Source organism: Thalassovita sp. ABM4_323, assembly GCF_056158665.1.
In genome coordinates, this window is the sequence record NZ_JBSWTS010000007.1 from 1,230,883 (window position 1) to 1,250,540 (window position 19,658).

Annotated in this window: 26 protein-coding genes; 18 read left to right on the forward strand and 8 right to left on the reverse strand. The window is 60.1% G+C overall.

Going from position 1 to position 19,658, the window contains the following annotated elements; all coding sequences use genetic code 11:
* Positions 1 to 2: 2 nt before the first annotated feature.
* Positions 3 to 1,172 carry a MalY/PatB family protein gene (locus tag ACXADQ_RS08440; RefSeq protein WP_475318741.1) on the reverse strand — a complete coding sequence of 390 codons (1,170 nt, stop codon included), beginning with the start codon at positions 1,170 to 1,172 and terminating at the stop codon, positions 3 to 5.
* A 256-nt stretch (positions 1,173 to 1,428) separates the two neighbouring features.
* Here ACXADQ_RS08440 and def (ACXADQ_RS08445) point away from each other — a divergent pair, with 256 nt between their 5' ends.
* The 5 genes from def (ACXADQ_RS08445) to ACXADQ_RS08465 are packed head-to-tail and all read left to right on the forward strand — an operon-like array spanning position 1,429 to position 3,897.
* On the forward strand, positions 1,429 to 1,947 hold the full coding sequence (def, locus tag ACXADQ_RS08445) for a peptide deformylase (protein ID WP_475326054.1): 519 nt from the start codon (positions 1,429 to 1,431) through the stop codon (positions 1,945 to 1,947).
* The gene (gene def, locus ACXADQ_RS08450; protein WP_475318745.1) at positions 1,944 to 2,438 is read left to right on the forward strand and encodes a peptide deformylase; all 495 of its coding nucleotides are present in this window, start codon (positions 1,944 to 1,946) and stop codon (positions 2,436 to 2,438) included. Before def (ACXADQ_RS08445) ends, def (ACXADQ_RS08450) begins: the two co-directional genes overlap by 4 nt.
* A 57-nt stretch (positions 2,439 to 2,495) precedes the next feature.
* Positions 2,496 to 3,401 (forward strand): methionyl-tRNA formyltransferase, encoded by a 906-nt coding sequence (gene fmt, locus ACXADQ_RS08455; RefSeq protein ID WP_475318752.1) that lies wholly within the window; start codon positions 2,496 to 2,498, stop codon positions 3,399 to 3,401.
* A 13-nt stretch (positions 3,402 to 3,414) separates the two neighbouring features.
* Positions 3,415 to 3,651, forward strand: coding sequence for a hypothetical protein (locus ACXADQ_RS08460; protein ID WP_475318755.1), 237 nt, complete (start codon positions 3,415 to 3,417; stop codon positions 3,649 to 3,651).
* A 9-nt stretch (positions 3,652 to 3,660) separates the two neighbouring features.
* The gene (locus ACXADQ_RS08465; RefSeq protein WP_475318761.1) at positions 3,661 to 3,897 is read left to right on the forward strand and encodes a GlsB/YeaQ/YmgE family stress response membrane protein; all 237 of its coding nucleotides are present in this window, start codon (positions 3,661 to 3,663) and stop codon (positions 3,895 to 3,897) included.
* Position 3,898: 1 nt separating this feature from the next.
* Here the strand turns inward: ACXADQ_RS08465 and ACXADQ_RS08470 are convergent, their stop codons facing one another.
* The 5 genes from ACXADQ_RS08470 to ispH are packed head-to-tail and all read right to left on the reverse strand — an operon-like array spanning position 3,899 to position 7,141.
* A complete protein-coding gene (locus tag ACXADQ_RS08470; protein ID WP_475318766.1) occupies positions 3,899 to 4,522 on the reverse strand; it encodes a trimeric intracellular cation channel family protein in 624 nt (207 codons plus the stop codon).
* Entirely contained in the window at positions 4,522 to 4,986 is a 465-nt protein-coding gene (rnhA, locus tag ACXADQ_RS08475; protein WP_475318772.1) for a ribonuclease HI, read from the reverse strand. The genes ACXADQ_RS08470 and rnhA overlap by 1 nt, the downstream gene beginning before the upstream one ends.
* Positions 4,979 to 5,572, reverse strand: a complete 594-nt coding sequence (locus tag ACXADQ_RS08480) for a class I SAM-dependent DNA methyltransferase (protein ID WP_475318780.1) — start codon at positions 5,570 to 5,572, stop codon at positions 4,979 to 4,981. Before ACXADQ_RS08480 ends, rnhA begins: the two co-directional genes overlap by 8 nt.
* A complete protein-coding gene (locus ACXADQ_RS08485; protein ID WP_475318785.1) occupies positions 5,569 to 6,183 on the reverse strand; it encodes a LysE family translocator in 615 nt (204 codons plus the stop codon). The genes ACXADQ_RS08480 and ACXADQ_RS08485 overlap by 4 nt, the downstream gene beginning before the upstream one ends.
* 7 nt (positions 6,184 to 6,190) lie before the next feature.
* A complete protein-coding gene (gene ispH, locus ACXADQ_RS08490; RefSeq protein WP_475318791.1) occupies positions 6,191 to 7,141 on the reverse strand; it encodes a 4-hydroxy-3-methylbut-2-enyl diphosphate reductase in 951 nt (316 codons plus the stop codon).
* Between the two features lie 149 nt (positions 7,142 to 7,290).
* Between ispH and ACXADQ_RS08495 the strand changes: the two genes are divergently transcribed.
* The gene (locus tag ACXADQ_RS08495) at positions 7,291 to 7,719 is read left to right on the forward strand and encodes a c-type cytochrome (RefSeq protein WP_475318798.1); all 429 of its coding nucleotides are present in this window, start codon (positions 7,291 to 7,293) and stop codon (positions 7,717 to 7,719) included.
* A 59-nt stretch (positions 7,720 to 7,778) separates the two neighbouring features.
* On the opposite strand, the gene ACXADQ_RS08500 is transcribed toward ACXADQ_RS08495, so the two are convergent.
* Positions 7,779 to 8,345 carry a LabA-like NYN domain-containing protein gene (locus tag ACXADQ_RS08500; RefSeq protein ID WP_475318802.1) on the reverse strand — a complete coding sequence of 189 codons (567 nt, stop codon included), beginning with the start codon at positions 8,343 to 8,345 and terminating at the stop codon, positions 7,779 to 7,781.
* A 137-nt stretch (positions 8,346 to 8,482) separates the two neighbouring features.
* Between ACXADQ_RS08500 and folK the strand changes: the two genes are divergently transcribed.
* The 11 genes from folK to era all read left to right on the forward strand — a co-directional run bounded on the left by folK (position 8,483) and on the right by era (position 17,370).
* Positions 8,483 to 9,052, forward strand: a complete 570-nt coding sequence (folK, locus tag ACXADQ_RS08505; RefSeq protein WP_475318809.1) for a 2-amino-4-hydroxy-6-hydroxymethyldihydropteridine diphosphokinase — start codon at positions 8,483 to 8,485, stop codon at positions 9,050 to 9,052.
* Between the two features lie 77 nt (positions 9,053 to 9,129).
* Positions 9,130 to 9,489, forward strand: a complete 360-nt coding sequence (rpoZ, locus tag ACXADQ_RS08510; RefSeq protein ID WP_420568549.1) for a DNA-directed RNA polymerase subunit omega — start codon at positions 9,130 to 9,132, stop codon at positions 9,487 to 9,489.
* A 30-nt stretch (positions 9,490 to 9,519) separates the two neighbouring features.
* Complete coding sequence (locus tag ACXADQ_RS08515; protein ID WP_475318816.1) at positions 9,520 to 11,652, forward strand: RelA/SpoT family protein; 2,133 nt, start codon at positions 9,520 to 9,522, stop codon at positions 11,650 to 11,652.
* Between the two features lie 15 nt (positions 11,653 to 11,667).
* On the forward strand, positions 11,668 to 12,330 hold the full coding sequence (locus ACXADQ_RS08520; protein ID WP_475318822.1) for a DUF2062 domain-containing protein: 663 nt from the start codon (positions 11,668 to 11,670) through the stop codon (positions 12,328 to 12,330).
* Positions 12,331 to 12,374: 44 nt separating this feature from the next.
* Positions 12,375 to 13,136: a pyridoxine 5'-phosphate synthase gene (locus ACXADQ_RS08525; RefSeq protein ID WP_475318827.1), complete on the forward strand. Its 762-nt coding sequence runs from the start codon at positions 12,375 to 12,377 to the stop codon at positions 13,134 to 13,136.
* On the forward strand, positions 13,133 to 13,549 hold the full coding sequence (locus ACXADQ_RS08530; RefSeq protein ID WP_475318830.1) for an ABZJ_00895 family protein: 417 nt from the start codon (positions 13,133 to 13,135) through the stop codon (positions 13,547 to 13,549). Before ACXADQ_RS08525 ends, ACXADQ_RS08530 begins: the two co-directional genes overlap by 4 nt.
* Positions 13,550 to 13,551: 2 nt before the next feature.
* Positions 13,552 to 13,953, forward strand: coding sequence for a holo-ACP synthase (gene acpS / locus ACXADQ_RS08535; protein ID WP_475318836.1), 402 nt, complete (start codon positions 13,552 to 13,554; stop codon positions 13,951 to 13,953).
* A 70-nt stretch (positions 13,954 to 14,023) separates the two neighbouring features.
* Positions 14,024 to 14,854 carry a signal peptidase I gene (gene lepB / locus ACXADQ_RS08540; RefSeq protein ID WP_475318842.1) on the forward strand — a complete coding sequence of 277 codons (831 nt, stop codon included), beginning with the start codon at positions 14,024 to 14,026 and terminating at the stop codon, positions 14,852 to 14,854.
* The gene (rnc, locus tag ACXADQ_RS08545) at positions 14,851 to 15,540 is read left to right on the forward strand and encodes a ribonuclease III (RefSeq protein WP_475318845.1); all 690 of its coding nucleotides are present in this window, start codon (positions 14,851 to 14,853) and stop codon (positions 15,538 to 15,540) included. The genes lepB and rnc overlap by 4 nt, the downstream gene beginning before the upstream one ends.
* Positions 15,541 to 15,543: 3 nt before the next feature.
* On the forward strand, positions 15,544 to 16,410 hold the full coding sequence (locus ACXADQ_RS08550) for a DMT family transporter (RefSeq protein ID WP_475318848.1): 867 nt from the start codon (positions 15,544 to 15,546) through the stop codon (positions 16,408 to 16,410).
* A 54-nt stretch (positions 16,411 to 16,464) separates the two neighbouring features.
* A complete protein-coding gene (gene era / locus ACXADQ_RS08555) occupies positions 16,465 to 17,370 on the forward strand; it encodes a GTPase Era (RefSeq protein WP_475318853.1) in 906 nt (301 codons plus the stop codon).
* A gap of 75 nt (positions 17,371 to 17,445) precedes the next feature.
* On the opposite strand, the gene hemN is transcribed toward era, so the two are convergent.
* Complete coding sequence (gene hemN / locus ACXADQ_RS08560; RefSeq protein WP_475318859.1) at positions 17,446 to 18,801, reverse strand: oxygen-independent coproporphyrinogen III oxidase; 1,356 nt, start codon at positions 18,799 to 18,801, stop codon at positions 17,446 to 17,448.
* A gap of 69 nt (positions 18,802 to 18,870) precedes the next feature.
* Between hemN and fnrL the strand changes: the two genes are divergently transcribed.
* Entirely contained in the window at positions 18,871 to 19,617 is a 747-nt protein-coding gene (gene fnrL, locus ACXADQ_RS08565) for a transcriptional regulator FnrL (RefSeq protein WP_475326055.1), read from the forward strand.
* Positions 19,618 to 19,658: the final 41 nt, after the last annotated feature.

Sequence of the window (19,658 nt, forward strand, 5' to 3'; positions counted from 1 at the left end):
CTTTATTGCAAATCTGAAAACGCGGCCTGCATCCGCTCGATCGCTTGCTCCACCAGCGGGCGAGGCGTGGCCAGGTTGAATTGCAGGAAATCCTCGCCGCCCGAGCCAAAGGTCGGCCCATGGTTCACCGCGATCCTGGCACCCTGTTCGACCCGTTTGGTGAATTCTGCGCGGCTCATCCCGGTTCCGGAAAAGTCGACCCAGGCCAGATAGGTGGCCTCCAGCGGCATGGATTTCAGGCCCGGAATGGCGTTGATTGCCGCATCGAACAGCTGTTTGTTCCCCTCCAGATAGGCGACCAGCTGATCCACCCAAGCGGCCCCGTCGGGCGAATAGGCGGCCTCGGCCATGTGCAGACCAAAGGCGTTGGGCGACAAGCCCAGCCCCATCATCCGGTTGGCGAATTTTTGGCGCAGCACCGGGTCCTGAATGATCACGTTGCCCGAATGGCTGCCCGCAATGTTGAAGGTTTTCGTGGTGGCCGTCATCATGATCAGCCGGTCCTGAATACCGTCGATATGGGCCATCGGGATGTGTTTTGCACCAGAAAAGACCAGATCATGGTGGATCTCGTCCGACACAAGGATCAGGTCGTGGCGCTTGGCGAAATCCGCGACACCTTGCAGCTCTTCGCGGGTCCAGACACGCCCGCCCGGGTTATGGGGCGAGCACAGAACCAGCATCCTGGCCGAGCCATCCATCTGTTCGTCCCAGGCCTCGAAATCCATTTCATAGCGGCCATCATTGTTGCGCAGATCGCATTCGATCACCCGGCGACCATTGGCGCGAATGACCTTGGCAAAGGCGTGATAGACCGGCGTCATCAGAACCACGCCGTCGCCCGGCTGGGTAAAGGTTTCAACACACATCGCGGTGCCGTTAACCAAACCATGCGTGGTAAAGATGGCGTTGGGGTCCACCTCCCAGCCGTGGCGGTTCTCCATCCACCAGCAGATCGCCGCGCGATAGCTGCTGTCATCCCCGTAATAGCCATAGATCCCGTGGTCGTGCAGGCGCTGCACCGCGTCCTGAACGCATTGAGGGGCGGGAAAATCCATATCGGCCACCCACATCGGGATGCCCTCGGCTGCGGGAACGCCATAGAGTTTCTCCATCATGTCCCATTTGACAGAATGGCTGCCAAAGCGGTTGATGATCTCGTCGAAATTCATGTGCGGTCTCCTTGGTGGTCTGATTTGGACCCTAGACAGATATTCAACCAAGAGACAAGGTGTCGCCTGGGTTGGGTGATTGTTCTAATATTACTTTAGAAAATGAAAGTAAATTCTACATAGTTGCAAAATTAGGGTAGAATTTACCAACAATGTCGAAAAAACGGAATTATGATCCGATCCACTGTCGGACTCGCCTGCCTGCGCGAAACTTTGGCCCATTGCGCGGGGCTTGGCCATATCATAAATGCCCCTCATGAAATATCCGATCCTGATCCATCCCGACCCTCGGCTCAAGAAAGTCTGCGATCCTGTTGCCGATCTGTCGGATGAGCTGCGCACCCTGGCCGACGACATGCTGGAAACCATGTATGATGCGCCGGGCATTGGATTGGCGGCGCCGCAGATCGGGAAGATGCACCGCCTGATTGTGCTCGATTGCGTCAAGGAAGAGGGTGAAACGCCCCGCCCGCTGATCATGTTCAACCCCGAGATCATCGCCTCTTCGGACGACACCAATGTCTACGAAGAGGGCTGCCTGTCCATCCCCGATCAATATGCCGAGGTCACGCGGCCTGCCGATGTCTCGGTGCGCTGGATGGACATGAACGGGAACGAGCAGACCGAGGATTTCGGCGGGCTGTGGGCGACCTGTGTGCAGCACGAGATCGACCACCTGAATGGCAAGCTGTTCATTGATTATCTGAAGCCGCTCAAGCGCCAGATGATCACGCGCAAGATGCAAAAGCTGAAGCGCGAGCGGGCGCGCGCGTGACGGCTCGGGTCTGTCTTCCCTGGCCGGACAAACGGTTGCGTATGGTGGCTGCAGATGTGGCCGAAATTACCGATGATACGCGTGCGATCTGGAACGATATGATCGACACGATGGAGGCCCTGCCGGGCGTTGGTCTGGCGGCTGTGCAAATCGGTGTGATGCAGCGCTTGGCGGTCGTGGATGCCTCGGAGGCGCGCGGGCAGGTCGTGCGCATGGCCAACCCCGAGGTGTTGCACGCCAGCGTTCAGCTGCGCCCGCACGAGGAAGCCAGCCCCAATCTGCCGGGTGTGTCGGCCAAGATCGAACGACCGCGCGCGGTGACGGTGCGGTTCTTGAACGAGACGGGCGAGATGGAAGAGCGTGACTTTGTCGGCCTCTGGGCCACGAGCGTTCAGCACCAGATCGACCATCTGGCTGGCAAGATGTATTTTGACCACCTGTCCAAAATGAAGCGGGATATGTTGATCCGCAAAGCGCGAAAACTGCGCTGAGGCTTGGCCGGGGATGCCTCCGGCGGGAGTATTTGAAGAGCAAAGAAAGGCGACCGGATGCGAGTTGTTTTCATGGGAACGCCGGAGTTCTCGGTGCCGGTCTTGGAGGCTTTGGTTAGGGCCGGGCATGAGATCGCTGCTGTCTATTGTCAGCCGCCGCGCCGGGCGGGGCGCGGGAAGAAAGAGCGCCCAACGCCAGTGCATGCGCGCGCGCTGGAGTTGGGGTTGGATGTGCGTCATCCGGTGTCCTTGAAAGGGTCTGAGGAGCAGGCAGAGTTTGCCGCTTTGAAGGCAGATGTGGCCGTTGTTGTGGCCTATGGGTTGCTGTTGCCACAGGCGATTTTGGACGCGCCACGGGAGGGGTGTTTGAACATTCATGCCAGTCTGTTGCCGCGCTGGCGTGGGGCGGCGCCGATCCATCGGGCGATCATGGCAGGGGATCACGAAACCGGGGTTTGTATCATGCAGATGGAGGCTGGGCTGGATACCGGGCCTGTTCTGTTGCGTCGGGCCACCCCGATTGGGGCGGAGGAGGTGACGGCGGGTTTGCATGACCGTTTGTCGGTGATGGGGGCCGATCTGATCGTCGAGGCGCTGGCGCGGTTGCCGGACCTGACACCCGAGGTGCAACCCGATGAAGGCGTGACCTATGCGCATAAGATCGACAAGGCCGAGGCGGCTGTGGATTGGTCCGTCTCTGCCGAAGAGGTTGACCGCAAGATTCGCGGCCTGTCGCCCTTTCCTGGCGCCTTTATCGAGGTCGACGGTGTGCGGGTGAAATTGTTGGCGTCGCGTTTGGCCGAAGGCGCTGGGCACCCCGGAGAGGTTCTGGACGAGGCGCTGAGCGTGGCCTGCGGAACCGGGGCGGTGCAGCTTTTGCGCTTGCAACGGGCGGGCAAGGGCGCGCAGGATGCTCTGGAATTTCTGCGCGGGATGCCTTTGCCCAAGGGCACGCGTCTGTAACCCGGAGAGTGCCATGTTTCCCACCATGATCGGAACCGTCGTGATTGCCGGAATCGTGGGATATGTGTCCGAGCGGACGGGGTTCACGCGCAATGGCTATGTGCCCTCGATCATCATTTGCGTGGGCGGGGCGTTGTTGTTCTACTTTGTGCGGATCATGTTTGGCCTGCGGTTTGGCAGTGCCGGGGTGGATGCGATCCTCAGCTCGATTGGGGCGCTGATCATCGTGCCGACGCGCTATCGAAAATAGGAGAGTGTCATGAGCGTCATCTGGTTGGTCATCATTGGGGCTGCGGCCGGGTTTCTGGCGACACGCCTGATGAAGCTGGAAATGGACATCATTCCCACCGTCGCGATCGGGATCGCCGGGGCGTTGATTGGTGGGCTGGTCCTGCGGTTCTTGCTGAGCGTGATGGGGGCCTTTGCCGGGCTGATCGGGGCCGTTTTGGGCGCGATGCTGCTGATCTGGCTGTGGCAAACCTATATCCAGGAATAGATCACTGTTTCGGCGGTCGGCTTTTGTAAACGGGCAATTGCCAGCCGAACGCCAATGACCCCGCGCGCAAGGCCCAGGTGGTGCCCGCACAGGTCAGAAGGCTGATCGGAGTGCCCGCGCCCAGCCATTGCGCGATCAGTGCGGCGGCGGATCCGGCAAAGGCGGCGGTGACGTATAGCTCGCCTTGTTTCAGGACCAGCGGGACTTCGTTGCAGACCACATCGCGCATCAATCCGCCGAAGGTGCCGGTGATCATGCCCATGATCAGCACGATGGGCGCAGGCTGGTTGAGGCTCAGCGCCAGGCTGACCCCCGCCGGAACGGCCACGGCCAGCGCGATACTGTCCAGCCACAGCAGCAGGCGATAGCGGCTTTCGAACAGATGCGCGGTAAAGAATACCAGCAGAGCGGCCCCGGCAGCGACGCCGATATAGGTGGGGTGCGCGATCCAGAACAGTGGGTTCCGGTCCAGCAAAAGATCGCGCAGGGTGCCGCCGCCCACAGCCGTCAGGCACGCGATGAAGGCAAACCCCACCAGATCTAGCTGCGCGCGCGAGGCTGCCAGTGCACCGGTCAGCGCAAACACCGCGACCGAGGCGTAATCCAGCAGCGCCAGCGCGCTCATTAGCCTGTCTTGGCCGGTTTGAACGGGGCCATGCCTGCGCGGGCCAGCTCGTCTGCGCGTTCGTTTTCGGGGTGGCCTGCGTGGCCTTTGACCCATTCCCAGGTCACGTCGTGGCGGGCTTGGGCTTCGTCTAGGCGTTGCCACAGCTCGACGTTTTTCACGGGCTTCTTGGCGGCGGTTTTCCAGCCGTTGCGCTTCCAGCCGTAAATCCAGCCGGTGACCCCGTTTTTCACATAGGCGCTGTCGGTCACCACGGTGATGGTAGACGGTTTCGCCAGCGTTTCCAGGGCGTTGATCGCGGCCAACAGCTCCATCCGGTTGTTGGTCGTCTCGGGCTCGCCGCCTGAAAGTTCGCGTTCTTTCACGACGGTATCCCCGTCCATGGCGCGCAGCAAAACGCCCCAGCCACCGGGGCCGGGATTTCCAGAGCACGCTCCGTCGGTATAGGCAAATAGGTTAGGCATAGGAGGCTACGGATATCCAATCTGACAAGGACCCGTCCAGCCCTTTGTCGCGTCCAGGGGTGATTTTCGTGACGGTGAAGCCCGCGGTTTCCAGCAGGCTGCGCATCTCGTCGGGTTGATAATAGGTATAGTAGCGCCCCAGCCGGTCGCGGCTGTCGCCGGTGCCGGTTTTGACGGTCATGTGGAACGCGCCACCCGGCTTTAGCGCGGCATGAATGCGGGCCAGATGGCCGGGCATCTCCGCGCGGGGCGCATGGAGCAGGCTGAAATTGGCCCAGACCCCATCGTATTTTTCTTGGTCGTTCAGGTCAGCAAAGCTGGCCTGACGGGCCGTGACATCTGGTTGGCGATTGGCCAGGGCCACCATTTCGGCCGAGGCATCGGTCGCGTCGACATGCAGGCCGCGTTCGTGCAGGGCTTGGGCAAACAGACCGGGCCCGCAGCCCAGATCCAGAACCTCTGCGCCCGCAGGCAAGGCCAGGATGAACTCGTGCAGCAACGGCGTTTCGATATGGTTCGCCGTGACCGAGGCATATTCCTCGGCCCGTTCGTCATACACTTGGATGGTCTGGGGATCCTGGGTCATGCCCGTTCCAGGGCCAGGCGCCCGGCTAGCAGGGCAAAGATCGCCGCGAACGACCGGCTCATCCAGCGCATCGCGCGGTCGCTGGACAGGATCAATCGACGCGCGGCTGCCGCGAAGATCCCATAGAGAACAAACACCACAAATGTCATCACCATAAAGACTGCGCCCAGCGTCAGCATCTCGGGCGTGGCCGCGGACGGATCGCCGCTGAGAAACGGCGGCAGCAGCGCCAGAAAGAAGATGGATAGCTTGGGATTGAGCGTATTGATCAGAATGCCTCGGCGCGCGATGGCCAAGGCGGATTGATGGGATTTCTGGCCATCGATCGACAGGGCGCCGCCGCTGCGCAGGGCCTGCCACGCCAGCCACAGCAAATAGGCCACGCCCGCGAATTTGACGGCCTGGAACAACAGGGCCGAGCTGTGCATGACCGCCGCCAGCCCCAGGATCGCGGCGGCCATGGCCGGAACGATGCCCAAGGTACAGCCCAGGGCCGCAAGGATTGCCGCGCGCCGACCTTGGCCCAGCCCCATGGCCAATGTGTAGATCACCCCCGTGCCGGGGGCCAGAACGACCACCAAAGCAGTCAGCAGGAATTGAGCGGAGATCATGCGGGCCTCAGGCAGGTTCGCGCAGAACGCGGGGAACTTTGAACTCGATATTCTCTTGGGCGGTTTCGACAATTTCAACCTTGACATCGAACCGGTCCCGGAAGGCATCGACCACCTCGTTGATCAGCACCTCGGGGGCCGAAGCCCCAGCCGTGATGCCCAAAGTGCGGATCTCGCCCAACGCGCGCCAGTCAATGTCCGAGGCTCGCTGGACCAGTTGCGCATAGTCGCAGCCATTGCGCGAGGCGACCTCGACCAGACGGCGGGAATTCGATGAATTCGGCGCGCCGACAACCAGCAGCGCCTCGGAGCGAGGCGCGATCGCCTTCACCGCTGCCTGTCGGTTCGTTGTGGCGTAACAGATGTCTTCTTTGTGCGGGCCCACGATCTGGGGAAACCGGTTGTTCAGCGCAGCAATGATGTCGATCGTGTCGTCCACCGACAGTGTGGTCTGCGTGACAAAGGCCAGGTTTGCCGGATCGCGCACCTGAACGCTGCTGACGTCCTCGACCGTTTCCACCAACAGGACCTCTCCGTCCGGCAGTTGCCCCATCGTGCCGACGGTTTCGGGGTGACCCGCATGGCCGATCATGATGATTTGCAGGCCGTTTTGGGAATGGCGCTCGGCCTCGATATGCACCTTGCTGACCAGCGGACAGGTCGCATCCACACAGATCATGTTACGGGTCTCGGCCGCGGCAGGAACCGATTTCGGCACGCCATGCGCGGAAAAGATCACGGGGCGATCATCGGGGCAGTCTTCCAGCTCTTCTACAAAGACGGCACCCTGATCGCGCAGGCTGTCCACCACGAATTTGTTATGCACGATCTCGTGACGGACATAGACGGGCGCGCCCCATTTCTGGATCGCCATTTCGACGATCTTGATTGCGCGATCCACACCAGCGCAGAACCCGCGCGGTGCGGCAAGATAGATGGTCAGCGGCGATTTCGTCATGCGGGCCTCCTGTTAGGGACACAGGTAAGGCCTTGGGTGCCCGGGGTCCAGCCCCAGCGCCAAGCTCAGACACAGAACTGTGAGGCCGCAACCATTGATGTTTGCGAAGGTGCACTTTGTGATAGGAGCACAAAAAACGGAGGCAGCCCATGCGTGCGATAGGCAATTTGGTGATCTTTGTCGGATGGGTCGGTGCGGCGCAGGCCGAGGGGATATTCCCGTATACCGATCCGAACGTGGTGAACCTGGGGCGCGATGTGTATGCCGAAAACTGCGCCAGTTGCCATGGGGCGGATCTGAAAGGAGAGCCAAATTGGCGCGACCGCGACGAGGAAGGATACCTGCCGGCTCCGCCGCATGATGAAACAGGCCACACCTGGCATCACCCGGACAAACAGCTGTTTCTGATCACCAAATATGGGACCGAGGCCATGGTTGGAAATGGGTATCGCTCTAGGATGGCGGGGTACGAAGAGATCCTGACAGATGTCGAGATACTAGCCGTTCTGGCTTTTATCAAAAGCACCTGGCCCAAGCGTATCATCGACAGGCACAACATGATGAATGCGGCGCAATAGTGCCCAATCTGCTGTTCGCCAGACGGGTCTGACGGGGCCGTGACCCCGTCCCCAAGGTCTTACGATGTATAGGCGCTTTCGCGATCCATCGGGACTTCGCGCGGGGGGCGACCGATGACTTCTTTCAGTTCGTCCAGCTCGATGAAGTTGTCGGCCTGACGGCGCAGTTCATCCGCGATCATCGGCGGTTGGCTGCGGATCGTCGAGACGACCGAGACCCGGACACCCTGACGTTGCAGCAATTCCACCAGCGGGCGGAAATCCCCATCACCCGAGAACAGAACGATATGGTCGACACGTGGGGCCAGTTCCATGGCGTCGACGGTCAGTTCGATATCCATGTTGCCTTTGACCTTCCGGCGGCCCTGGCTGTCGGTGTATTCCTTGGCCGGTTTGGTCACCATGGTGAAGCCGTTATAGTGCAGCCAGTCAACCAGCGGTCGGATGGGCGAGTATTCGTCATTTTCCAGCAGGGCGGTGTAATAAAAGGCCCTCAGCAGTTTTCCGCGACGCATGAATTCCTGGCGGAGCAACTTATAATCAATGTCAAAGCCAAGTGCTTTGGCGGCAGCATATAAATTCGATCCGTCGATGAACAGCGCCAGCCGTTCGTCTTTATAGAACATCAAATTCCCTTCCGATTTATAGGGCGCGCCGATCTTCCGTGAGTGTGTGAGTGAAAAAAACAGGCGCGACTAAGAGCAGAATTAAGTTTATCAGAAACAGTTAGCAAGTGGGTTACTACGCTCGAAAGGATAGGGTCTTGCTGAAAAACGATCAAGTCATCGTGCTTGCCCTGGGGTCGAATCAGTCGCTTGGTGCTGAGGGACCAAGCGATTTGTTGCGGCTGGCGCTCGGGAAACTTGCGCTGAAAGGGGTCGAGATCGTGAAGAGCAGCCGCTTTTTCCAGACACCTTGTTTTCCGGCGGGGGCGGGGCCGGACTATGTGAATGCCGCCGCTGTGGTCAGGTGCGATCTGGGGCCAGAGGCCCTGCTGACCGTGCTGCATGAAGTCGAGGCCGATCTGGGTCGTGAACGCCAATCGCGCTGGGCGGCCCGCACGGTGGATATCGACCTGATCGCCTATGGACAAAGGGTTTTGCCCGATGTCGCGCAGTTCCGCCATTGGCTGGACTTGCCCCTGGATCGACAACAGTCAGAGGCCCCGGGGCAGCTGATCCTGCCGCATCCGCGCCTTCAGGATCGCGCCTTTGTTTTGGTGCCGATGCTGGATGTGGCCGCGGATTGGACGCATCCGGTGCTGGGAAAGACTGCGCAACAAATGTGCGAAACCTTGCCGAAAAGTGAACAAGAGGCGGTAAAACCGATTTGAAATTTGGGTTGTCAATCCCTTATTTTGAGCCTAGAAAGCGCCTTTCATACACCTCACCCCTCTGATTGGAGTGCCCGATGGCCCGCGTTACCGTTGAAGACTGCGTAGACAAGGTTCCCAACCGTTTCGAGCTGGTAATGCTCGCTGCTCACCGTGCACGTGAAGTGTCGGCTGGTGCCCCGATCACCGTGGACCGTGACAACGATAAGAACCCCGTTGTTGCCCTGCGTGAAATCGCCGAGGAAACCCAATCGGCCGACGAACTGCGCGAGCGTCTGATCGAGAGCAACCAGACCCAGATCGAGGTCGACATGCCCGAAGACGACAACATGGCCCTGCTGATGGGCGGTGGCGAGCCCGAGGACAAGCCGGCCGCGGACGACATGTCCGAAGAAATGCTGCTGCGTCAGCTGATGGAAGCTCAAGGGCAAGGCTAAGCCTGACCTGAACCACGGAAAGCGGGTTTTATGATCGCGGTTGATGATCTGATCGCTCTGGTCCGCAATTACAATCCGAAAACCAACGAAGACTTGCTCCGCAAGGCCTACGATTTTGGCCTGCGGATGCATGAAGGGCAGTACCGCCATTCGGGCGAGCCCTATTTCAGCCACCCGGTGTCCGTGGCCGCCATTCTGACCGAACAGCGCCTGGATGATGCGACCATCATCACCGCGCTGCTGCATGACACGATCGAAGACACCAAGGCCAGCTACTCGGACGTTGAAAAAATGTTCGGCAGCGATGTCGCCGATCTGGTCGATGGCGTCACCAAGCTGACCAACCTGCAGCTCTCGAGCAGTGAAACCAAGCAGGCCGAGAATTTTCGCAAGCTGTTCATGGCCATGTCCAAGGACTTGCGGGTTATTCTGGTCAAGCTGGCTGACCGTCTGCACAACATGCGCACGATCCGCGCGATGCGTCCCGAAAAACAGGTGCAAAAAGCGCGCGAGACCATGGATATCTTTGCCCCGCTGGCCGGGCGCATGGGGATGCAATGGATGCGTGAAGAGCTGGAGGACCTGGCCTTTAGCGTGCTGAACCCCGATGGCCGCGCCAGCATCATGCGCCGCTTTGTGCATCTGAAAAAGGAAACCGGGGACGTGATCCATCGGATCACCGGCGATATGCGCCACGAATTGGAAGAGGCGAATATCCCCGCCCAGGTGTTTGGCCGCGCGAAAAAACCCTATTCGATCTGGCGCAAGATGGAAGAAAAGGGCATGGGCTTTAGCCGCCTGTCCGATATCTATGGGTTCCGGGTGATCACCGACACTGAAATGGACGCCTATCGCGCCCTGGGAGTGATCCACCAACGCTGGCGCGCGGTGCCGGGGCGCTTCAAAGATTATATCAGCCAGCCCAAAACAAACGGGTACCGGTCGATCCACACCTCGGTTTCCGGGCGGGATGGCAAACGGGTCGAGGTACAGATTCGAACCCGCCAGATGCATGATGTGGCCGAAACCGGTGTGGCCGCGCATTGGTCGTATCGTGACGGTGTGCGTGCGCAGAACCCCTTTGCCGTGGATCCCGCCAAGTGGATTGCCAGCCTGACCGAACAGATGGGCGCCGAGGAAGACCACGACGAGTTCATGGAAGCGGTCAAGCTGGAGATGTACTCGGACAAGGTGTTCTGCTTCACCCCCAAGGGCGAGGTTGTGAAACTGCCCAAAGGGGCCACGCCGATTGATTTCGCCTATGCGATTCACACCCGGATCGGCAACGCTTGCGTTGGGGCCAAGGTGGACGGGATGCGCGTGCCGCTGTGGACGCGGGTCAAGAACGGCCAGTCAGTGGAAATCATCACCGCCGAGGGGCAGACTCCCCAGGGGACCTGGCTTGAGATCGCGACCACCGGCAAGGCCAAAGCCGCGATTCGCCGGGCGTTGCGCGCCGTGGATCGCGAACGGTTTATCAAATTGGGCAAAGAGCTGGCGCGCTCGGCCTTCGAGCATGTGGGCAAGAAATCGACGGACAAGGCGCTGGATACCGCCGCGCGGCATCTGCGGATCGAAGGGCGCGACGAGTTGTTGGCGCGTCTGGGCAGCGCGGAACTGACCGCGCGCGAAGTCATCCATGCGGTCTATCCCGAACTCAGCTCGGTCGAGGGCGATGTCGTCGAACCCGAACGCGCTGTTGTGGGCCTGTCTGCGGATCAATCCTTTGATCTGGCGCCCTGTTGCCAGCCCCTGCCGGGCGAGCGGATCGTCGGGATCACCTATCGCGGCCGCGGTGTTGTGGTGCACGCCATCGATTGCGAGGCTCTGGCCACCTATGAGGATCAGGCCGAGCGCTGGATTGATCTGCATTGGCATGCCGGTCAACACCCGCCGGTGCATGCGGTGTCGTTGGATTTGACCATCGGGAACGATGCTGGGGTCCTGGGGCGTATTTGCACATTGATTGGCGAGCAGAAGGCCAATATCTCGGACCTGCAATTCGTGGATCGCAAGCCCGACTTTTTCCGCCTGGTGGTGGATGTCGAGCTGCGCGACGCTGAACATCTGCATTCTTTGATGTCAGCGCTCGAAGCGGAGGGCGACGTCGCCGCCGTTGGTCGCCATCGGGAACCGGCACGTTTAAGTGGGTTTTCGGGATAAGAAAGGGCGCCTCCCGTGGTATTTAAACGCAGGGACAGAAGACCGATCTGGAAGATCGTGTTCGAATTCTTCTGGCCTCGCGGGGGATGGGGGCGCGCTGCGCAATATGTAAAACACCGGTTGCGCCGTCTTCCGGATTCGCCCGAAAAGATCGCACGCGGCATCTTTGCCGGGGTTTTCACGACATTCACACCGTTCTTTGGGATGCATTTTGTCGTGGCAGGGGTGCTGGCCTTTGTCGTGCGCGGCAATATTCTGGCCGCGTTGCTGGGCACGTTCTTTGGCAATCCGCTGACCTATGTGCCGATCGGCGTGATCAGCATGAAAACCGGGTATTTCCTGCTGGGGCGCGGCCATCGCGAGGATCACGAGGTCCATCGCTCGTTGGCTGAAAAATTCGTGGATGCGGGCGAAAACCTGAAAGACAACGCACTGGCCATGTTCAATGGGCACGACGTTGAATGGCACAACCTGCGTGTCTTTTATGACGAGGTGTTCTTTCCCTTCATGATCGGTGGAATCATCCCTGGCCTGATTGCCGGTCTGATCGCCTATTACGTCAGTGTTCCCCTGATCCGCGCCTATCAGAAACGTCGCAAAGGCGCGCTGAAGGCAAAACTTGCAGCCCTGAAGAAAAAAGCGCATCTGGCGGCTGACGACGGCAAAAAACCCGACTAGGGTCTGCCGCACGGGGTAGCCGAGCAAGAGCGAAGGAGAAGGCGATGGAGCCTTTGGGAAAACTGCGTCTGGGTGTGAATATCGATCATGTCGCCACCGTGCGGAACGCGCGGGGTGGGGCGTATCCGGACCCGCTGCGCGCCGCCAAACTGGCGCAAGAAGCGGGCGCAGACGGCATCACTGCGCATCTGCGCGAAGACCGGCGGCACATCTCGGACGCGGATATTGATGGTCTGATGGAGGTCTTGTCGGTGCCGCTGAACTTTGAAATGGCCGCGACCGATGAAATGCAGAAAATCGCGCTGCGGCACAAACCGCATGCGGTTTGTATCGTCCCCGAGAAACGCGAAGAGCGCACTACCGAAGGCGGTCTGGAAGTCGCGCGCGAAGAAAACCGACTGGCGCATTTCATTGCGCCCTTGCGTGAGGCCGGGTGCCGCGTTTCGATCTTCATTGCCGCCGACAATAAACAGATCGAAGCCGCCGCGCGTATCGGGGCGCAGGTGATCGAATTGCATACAGGGGCCTATTGTGATGCCCATGCCGAAGGGCGTTTCGATGACCGCGACGCCGAACTGGACGCGCTGCGCGACATGTCGGCCTATGGGCATTCTCTGGGGCTGGAGGTCCATGCGGGCCACGGCCTGACCTACGACACCGTTGCGCCCATCGCGGCCTTCCCAGAGGTGATGGAGCTGAACATCGGCCATTTCATCATCGGCGAATCCATTTTCCGAGGCCTGACCCCAGCCATCCAAGAAATGCGCCGCCTGATGGACATGGCCCGCGCAGGAGAAAACTCATGAACATTACCCGTTATGTCATTGTCTTTGTCGGCGTCAGTGTTGGGCTGTGGTTCCTGTCGCTGCTGGTGCTGCAGATCTTTGATTTCGACATATCCAACGGGGGCATGGTGATTCTGCCGCCTCTGTTCGCTGCGATGATCGAGGGCAACAGATTTGCCCGCCGCCTGGGGCGTTTGCCCGAAAGCGGCGAGATGTGGAAATTCGCCCGTACGGCCGCGCTTATTGTGTTGGCGATCACCATGATTTTCAGCGTTGTGATGACCTTTGTCATTCCTCAGCTGCGCGCGATGATGGCTCAGCCGATGGGGGCGGGGCTTTTGTTGGGGGCCGTGGTCTTGCAGGCTTTGCTGGCCTTTCTGGTGACCCGCTTCTTTTTGGGGCTGGGGGCGAAATCGGGGCTGAACGGGCGCTAACCATGATCCTGGGCATCGGCACAGATCTGGCCAATATCGACCGCATTGCCGGCACGCTGGACCGGTTCGGAGACAGGTTTCGCAACCGTGTGTTCACCGAAACCGAACAGCGCAAGGCCGAACGGCGCAAGGACGTGGCGGGCACCTACGCCAAACGCTGGGCCGCGAAAGAGGCGTGCTCGAAAGCGCTTGGAACCGGTCTGCGCATGGGCATCAGCTGGAAAGACATGGCCGTCAGCAACCTGCGCACGGGCCAGCCGGTGATGGAGGTCACGGGGTGGGCGTCGGAGCGGTTGAAAGAAATGACCCCGCCAGGCCACGAGGCCATCATTCACGTTACCCTGACCGATGATCACCCCTGGGCACAGGCCTTTGTGGTGATCGAGGCGCGTCCCCTGACATAAGACCCATGTCTTGACACCTATGGCGCAGCCCCGCATGTAGCCAGCAACAGATTTTCAGGAGTTTGCCCCGATGGCGAAGAAGGAAAAGAAAGACAGTGGTCTGGTCGAGACCATCAAAACCATTGTCTATGCGCTGCTGATTGCCGGCGTTTTCCGCACCGTGTTTTTCCAACCGTTCTGGATTCCGTCCGGGTCGATGAAGGACACGTTGCTGATCGGGGATTTCCTGTTCGTGAACAAGATGGTCTATGGCTATTCTTACGCCTCGTGCCCCAGCATCCGCACGTTTGGGCTGGATATCGACGCCAAGGACATTTGTGGTTTCCTGGATGGGGACAACAAGCGCTTCCTTGGGGGGGAACCTGAACGTGGGGATGTTATCGTGTTCCGCCATCCCGTTACGGGCGCTGACTATGTGAAACGCCTGATCGGTCTGCCCGGGGATGTGGTCCAGATGCGCAATGGGCGTTTGCACCTGAACGGCAAGGCGGTCGAGGTGCGTGACGGCGGCGTATTCGAAGAGGTCGCGGATGCCCAGGGCCCGCAACGTCTGCGCCCGCGCTGTGAGAACGGCCCCGTGGGCACCGGCGGCACCTGCCAAAAATCGCGCCAGATCGAAACGCTGCCCAACGGGGTGGAGCATTCGATCCTGAACATCACCGATCAGCAATCGGACCATACCGGGATCTACACGGTGCCGGCTGGCCACTATTTCTTCCTTGGGGACAACCGGGATAACTCGACCGACAGCCGCGTACCTCAGACCGTGGGCGGTGTAGGTTTCGTGCCTCTGGAAAACCTGATCGGTCGCGCGGATCGCATCATGTTCTCGTCGGCGGGTCGCTCGCTGTTCGCCTTCTGGACATGGCGTGGTGATCGCTTCCTTGTGGGGATCGAGTGAAGCTCTCGGCAGAGTTAAAGGCCTTTGAAGGCCGGATTGGGCACAGCTTTGCGCGGCCCGAGCTGCTGGTGCGCGCATTGACCCATTCGTCCGTGTCCTCGCCCACTCGGCAAGACAATCAGCGACTGGAATTTCTAGGTGACCGCGTTCTGGGCCTTGTGATGGCCGAGGCCTTGCTGGCGCGTGATAAATCCGCCTCCGAAGGCAAGCTGGCACCGCAATTCAACACACTGGTCCGCAAAGAGGCCTGCGTCGATGTCGCCCGTCAGATCGATCTGGGCGCGGTGCTGCGTTTGGGCCGATCCGAGATGATGTCGGGGGGGCGCCGCAAACAGGCGTTGCTGGGCGACGCGATGGAGGCGGTGATCGCCGCTGTCTATCTGGACGCCGGGTTTGAAACCGCCAAAGACCTGGTGCTGCGCCTGTGGGGGCAGCGCGTGGACACGGTCAAGGCTGACGCCCGTGACGCCAAGACCAGTTTGCAGGAATGGGCCCAGGCGCGCGGCCAGCAGCCTCCGAAATACCTGGAAAAGCACCGTAGTGGCCCCGATCATGCGCCGGTGTTCACGGTTTCTGTGACGCTGCAATCGGGTCAGCAGGCCGAGGCCACAGCCAATTCCAAACGTCAGGCCGAACAGGCCGCGGCCAAGGAATTGCTGGCTCTGTTGTCAGCGGACGGAAGCTAGGCTTTGGAGCGCGACAATCTTCGCGGGGCGGGGTTCATGGTGCTGGCCATGGCCGCTTTTGCCGTCGAGGACATGCTGTATAAATCCGCCAGCCAGATCTATCCGGCCGGACAGGCATTGGTGCTGTTTGGCGTCTTCGGTATGATCTTTTTTGCGGCGCTATCGTTGACCCAGCGCGAGCCGATCTGGCACCCGGCCATCCTGACACGCTCATTGATTTTGCGCTCGGTCTTCGAACTTGGCGGGCGTTTGTTCTTTGCCTTGTCGCTGGCGCTGACCCCGCTGGCCAGTACCTCGTCGATCTTGCAGGCGACGCCTTTGGTTGTCGCTTTGGGCGCGGTGTTTGTGTTCGGGGAATCGGTCGGATGGCGCCGTTGGGGCGCGATGATCCTGGGGTTCATCGGGGTGTTGCTGATCCTGCGCCCGACCCCAGCCAGTTTCGAACCCTATTCGATCTTTGCGGTGCTCGGCATGATTGGCTTTGCCGGGCGCGATCTGGCCACACGGGCCAGCCCGCCCAGCATGTCCACGGCACAATTGGGCACGCTGGGCTTTGCCGTGGTGGCGTTGGCCGGAGTGGTTCTGTCCCTCGCAACAGAGACCCCGCTGGCTGTTCCGCCGCCCCAGGCTCTGGTGCGATTGGTTGGAACAGCGTTGTTTGGCGTGCTGGCATATGGCGCCCTGACGCGGGCCATGCGGATGGGCGAAATCGGATTTGTCGCGCCCTTTCGCTATACGCGGTTGGTTTTCGCGCTGATTCTGGCCGTTGTGGTGTTCGAAGAGCGCCCCGACAACTTGACGCTGCTGGGCGGGGCTGTGATCGTGGCAAGTGGGCTGTATTCCCTGCGCCGTCAAAGCAAAGCGGGCTAGCAGCCCCGGGCGAATTGCGCTATGCCGCTGACCTTGATCCAAGGAGAGATACCCATGACCACGCGCGCGGGCTTTGTGGCCCTGATCGGAGAGCCGAACGCTGGCAAGTCCACGCTGACCAACCGGATGGTGGGGGCGAAGGTCTCGATCGTGACGCACAAGGTGCAGACGACACGCGCGCGTATTCGCGGTGTCGCGATGGAGGGCGACAGCCAGATCGTGTTCGTGGACACGCCAGGCCTGTTCCGCCCGCGCCGCCGACTGGATCGCGCGATGGTGGCCGCAGCCTGGGGCGGGGCGGCGGATGCGGATGTTATCGTGTTGCTGATCGAGGCGCATCGCGGTGTCACCGAAGGCGTTGAACGTATTCTGGAGGGCCTGGCCGATCTGGGCGAGCGTCGCATCGCTCTGGCCATCAACAAAATCGACCGGGTCAAGGCCGAGGATCTGCTGGCGCTGTCCCAGGATCTGAACGCGCGGTTCAACTTTGTGCAGACCTTTATGATCTCGGCCGAAAAAGGCCATGGGGTCGAGGATCTGCGCAAATGGTTGGCGGGTGAACTGCCCGAGGGCCCGTGGTTATATCCCGAGGACCAGATTGCCGACCTGCCCATGCGCATGATCGCCGCTGAAATGACACGCGAGAAACTGACCCTGCGCCTGCATCAGGAATTGCCGTATCAGATGACGGTCGAAACCGAGAAATGGGAAGAGCGCAAGGATGGCTCGGCCCGGGTCGATCAGATAATCTATGTACAGCGGGACGGGCACAAAGGCATCGTTCTGGGCAAACGAGGCGAGACCATCAAGGCCGTCAGTCAAGCCGCGCGCGCCGAGCTGGAAGAATTTCTGGGCCGCCGCATCCATCTGTTCTTGCAGGTAAAAGTGCGCGAGAACTGGCAAGAAGAGGCCGAGCGCTATTCAGAAATGGGCCTGGATTTTCGGGACGGGAACGCCTGAACAAGACGTCAGCGTCTGAAACAGCTGTCGGATTTGGGTATTTTTGCCAAGAAAAAGCAGGCGCCCGGGCGCACCTTAAATGGCGGATGAGTGCCCGGCTTTGCTGAGGTCATACACATCGAAGGCGCGCGCGATCATTCGGGTCAGGGGACGGGCCTCGACCGGGATGTAGAGCCCCTTGCTGTTGTGTTCCAGCATCGAGGCGAACTCGGCCCGCGCGGGGGCATACAGGGCGTTCAGCTGGTCCTGAGACAGGCCAAAGCTGTCCCGTATCTCGGCATCATTGGTGGCAAAGTCGCACATCAGCATTTCGATGATGCGAGAGCGCAGGCGGTCTTGGTTGCTGAAGGCGTGTCCGCGCGCTGTCGAATAGTGCCCGTCGCGAATTGCGGCAGTATGTGCGCCGGTGCTGGGGGCATTTTGCGCGTATCCCTGCGGGAAGCGCGAAATGGACGAGGCGCCGATACCGACCAGAACGTCCGAGGTATCGTCGGTATAGCCTTGGAAATTTCGGCGCAGCTTGCCGATTTTCTGGGCGATGGTCAGCCCGTCGGACTGCGTGGCGAAATGGTCGATGCCGATTTCCGCGTAATTGTCCCAGACGAACAGGCGCCGGGCGGTTTCGAACAGTTCCAGCCGCTCCTCGGGGGTGGGCAGCGCATCTGACGGGATCATTTGCTGGCGTTTGGCCATCCAGGGCACATGTGCATAGCCATACAGCGCCACCCGGTCCGGGTTCAGCGACAGCAGTTTTTGCACGCTTTCGGTGATGCGCTCTTTGGATTGGTTGGGCAGGCCGAACAGGATGTCCGCGTTCAGGCTATAGACACCATGGCCGCGGATCGCCTCGATCGCGTCCCGGGTGACATCAAAGCTTTGCAGGCGGCCGATGGTTTGCTGAATATCCGGGTCAAAATCCTGCACACCGATCGACGCGCGGTTCATCCCGGCGGCGGCCAGGGCGCTGAGACGGGTGTCGTCGATCTCGTTGGGGTCGATTTCAACCGAGAATTCATAATTCTGTGCAAAGGGCGCCACATCGTGCACCGCTTCGGCCAGGTCGGTCATCATTTCCGCAGACAGCAGCGTGGGCGTGCCCCCACCCCAATGCAACCTGTTGAGAGTCACACCCTCGGGCAGGTCGCGTTTGAAAATTTCCAATTCTGATTTCAGCGTTTCCACATAGGCGCGAACCGGGGCTTCGGATTGCGTGCCTTGTGTCCGGCAGGCGCAGAACCAGCACAGACGGCGACAAAAAGGCACATGCAGATAGAGGGATATATCTGACCCGGGATTTATCTCTTTGATCCAATTAGAAAAATCGGACCCTGAGACATTATTCGAGAAATGCGGCGCCGTTGGGTAACTCGTGTAACGAGGTACCTTCGCGTCAAACAGCCCCAGTTTTGCAAGTTGCGTTTTCGTTTCCATAGGCCTAGCCTCTAGTGGAAACAGGAAGGGTCAACATTGACCCAGATCAAGCGCGAAACGGTTCGACTCATGCTGCAGGAAGACACCTTAGCCCGCAATCATCATTGTGGTGAATGCCCGATTCGTCACAAAGCTGTATGCGCGCGGTGTGACACCGATGAATTGGTGCAGCTGGAAGAGATCAAATACTATCGCAGCTTTGAAGCGGGTCAGACGGTGATCTGGTCCGGGGACAAGATGGATTTTGTAGGCTCGGTGGTTTCAGGGATCGCGACGCTGACCCAGACCATGGAGGACGGGCGCACCCAGATGGTCGGCCTGCTGCTGCCCAGTGATTTTGTCGGGCGCCCGGGGCGCGATGGGGCGGCCTATGATGTTGTTGCCACGACGGATTTGGTCATGTGCTGTTTCCGCAAGAAGCCGTTTGAACAGATGATGGAGCAAACGCCCCATATTGCGCAGCGCCTTCTGGAAATGACCCTGGACGAACTGGATGCCGCGCGGGAATGGATGCTTGTGCTGGGACGGAAAACCGCGCGCGAGAAGATTGCCTCGCTGTTGTCGATCATCGCGCGCCGGGATGCGTCGCTGCATTTGAAGGCGGCCGAAGGCAAGGTTGTGTTTGATCTGCCGCTGACCCGCGAAGCGATGGCTGATTACCTGGGTTTGACGCTCGAGACCGTCTCGCGTCAGATTTCTGCGCTGAAACGGGATGGTGTGATCATCCTCGAAGGCAAGCGCCATGTGACCGTGCCGGACCTGGGTCGCTTGATGGACGAGGCGGGGGATGACAGCGATGGCGGGATGTTCGCCTGACTCGCAGACAAGGCCCTTGGGGAATTGGGGACGCCACGCGG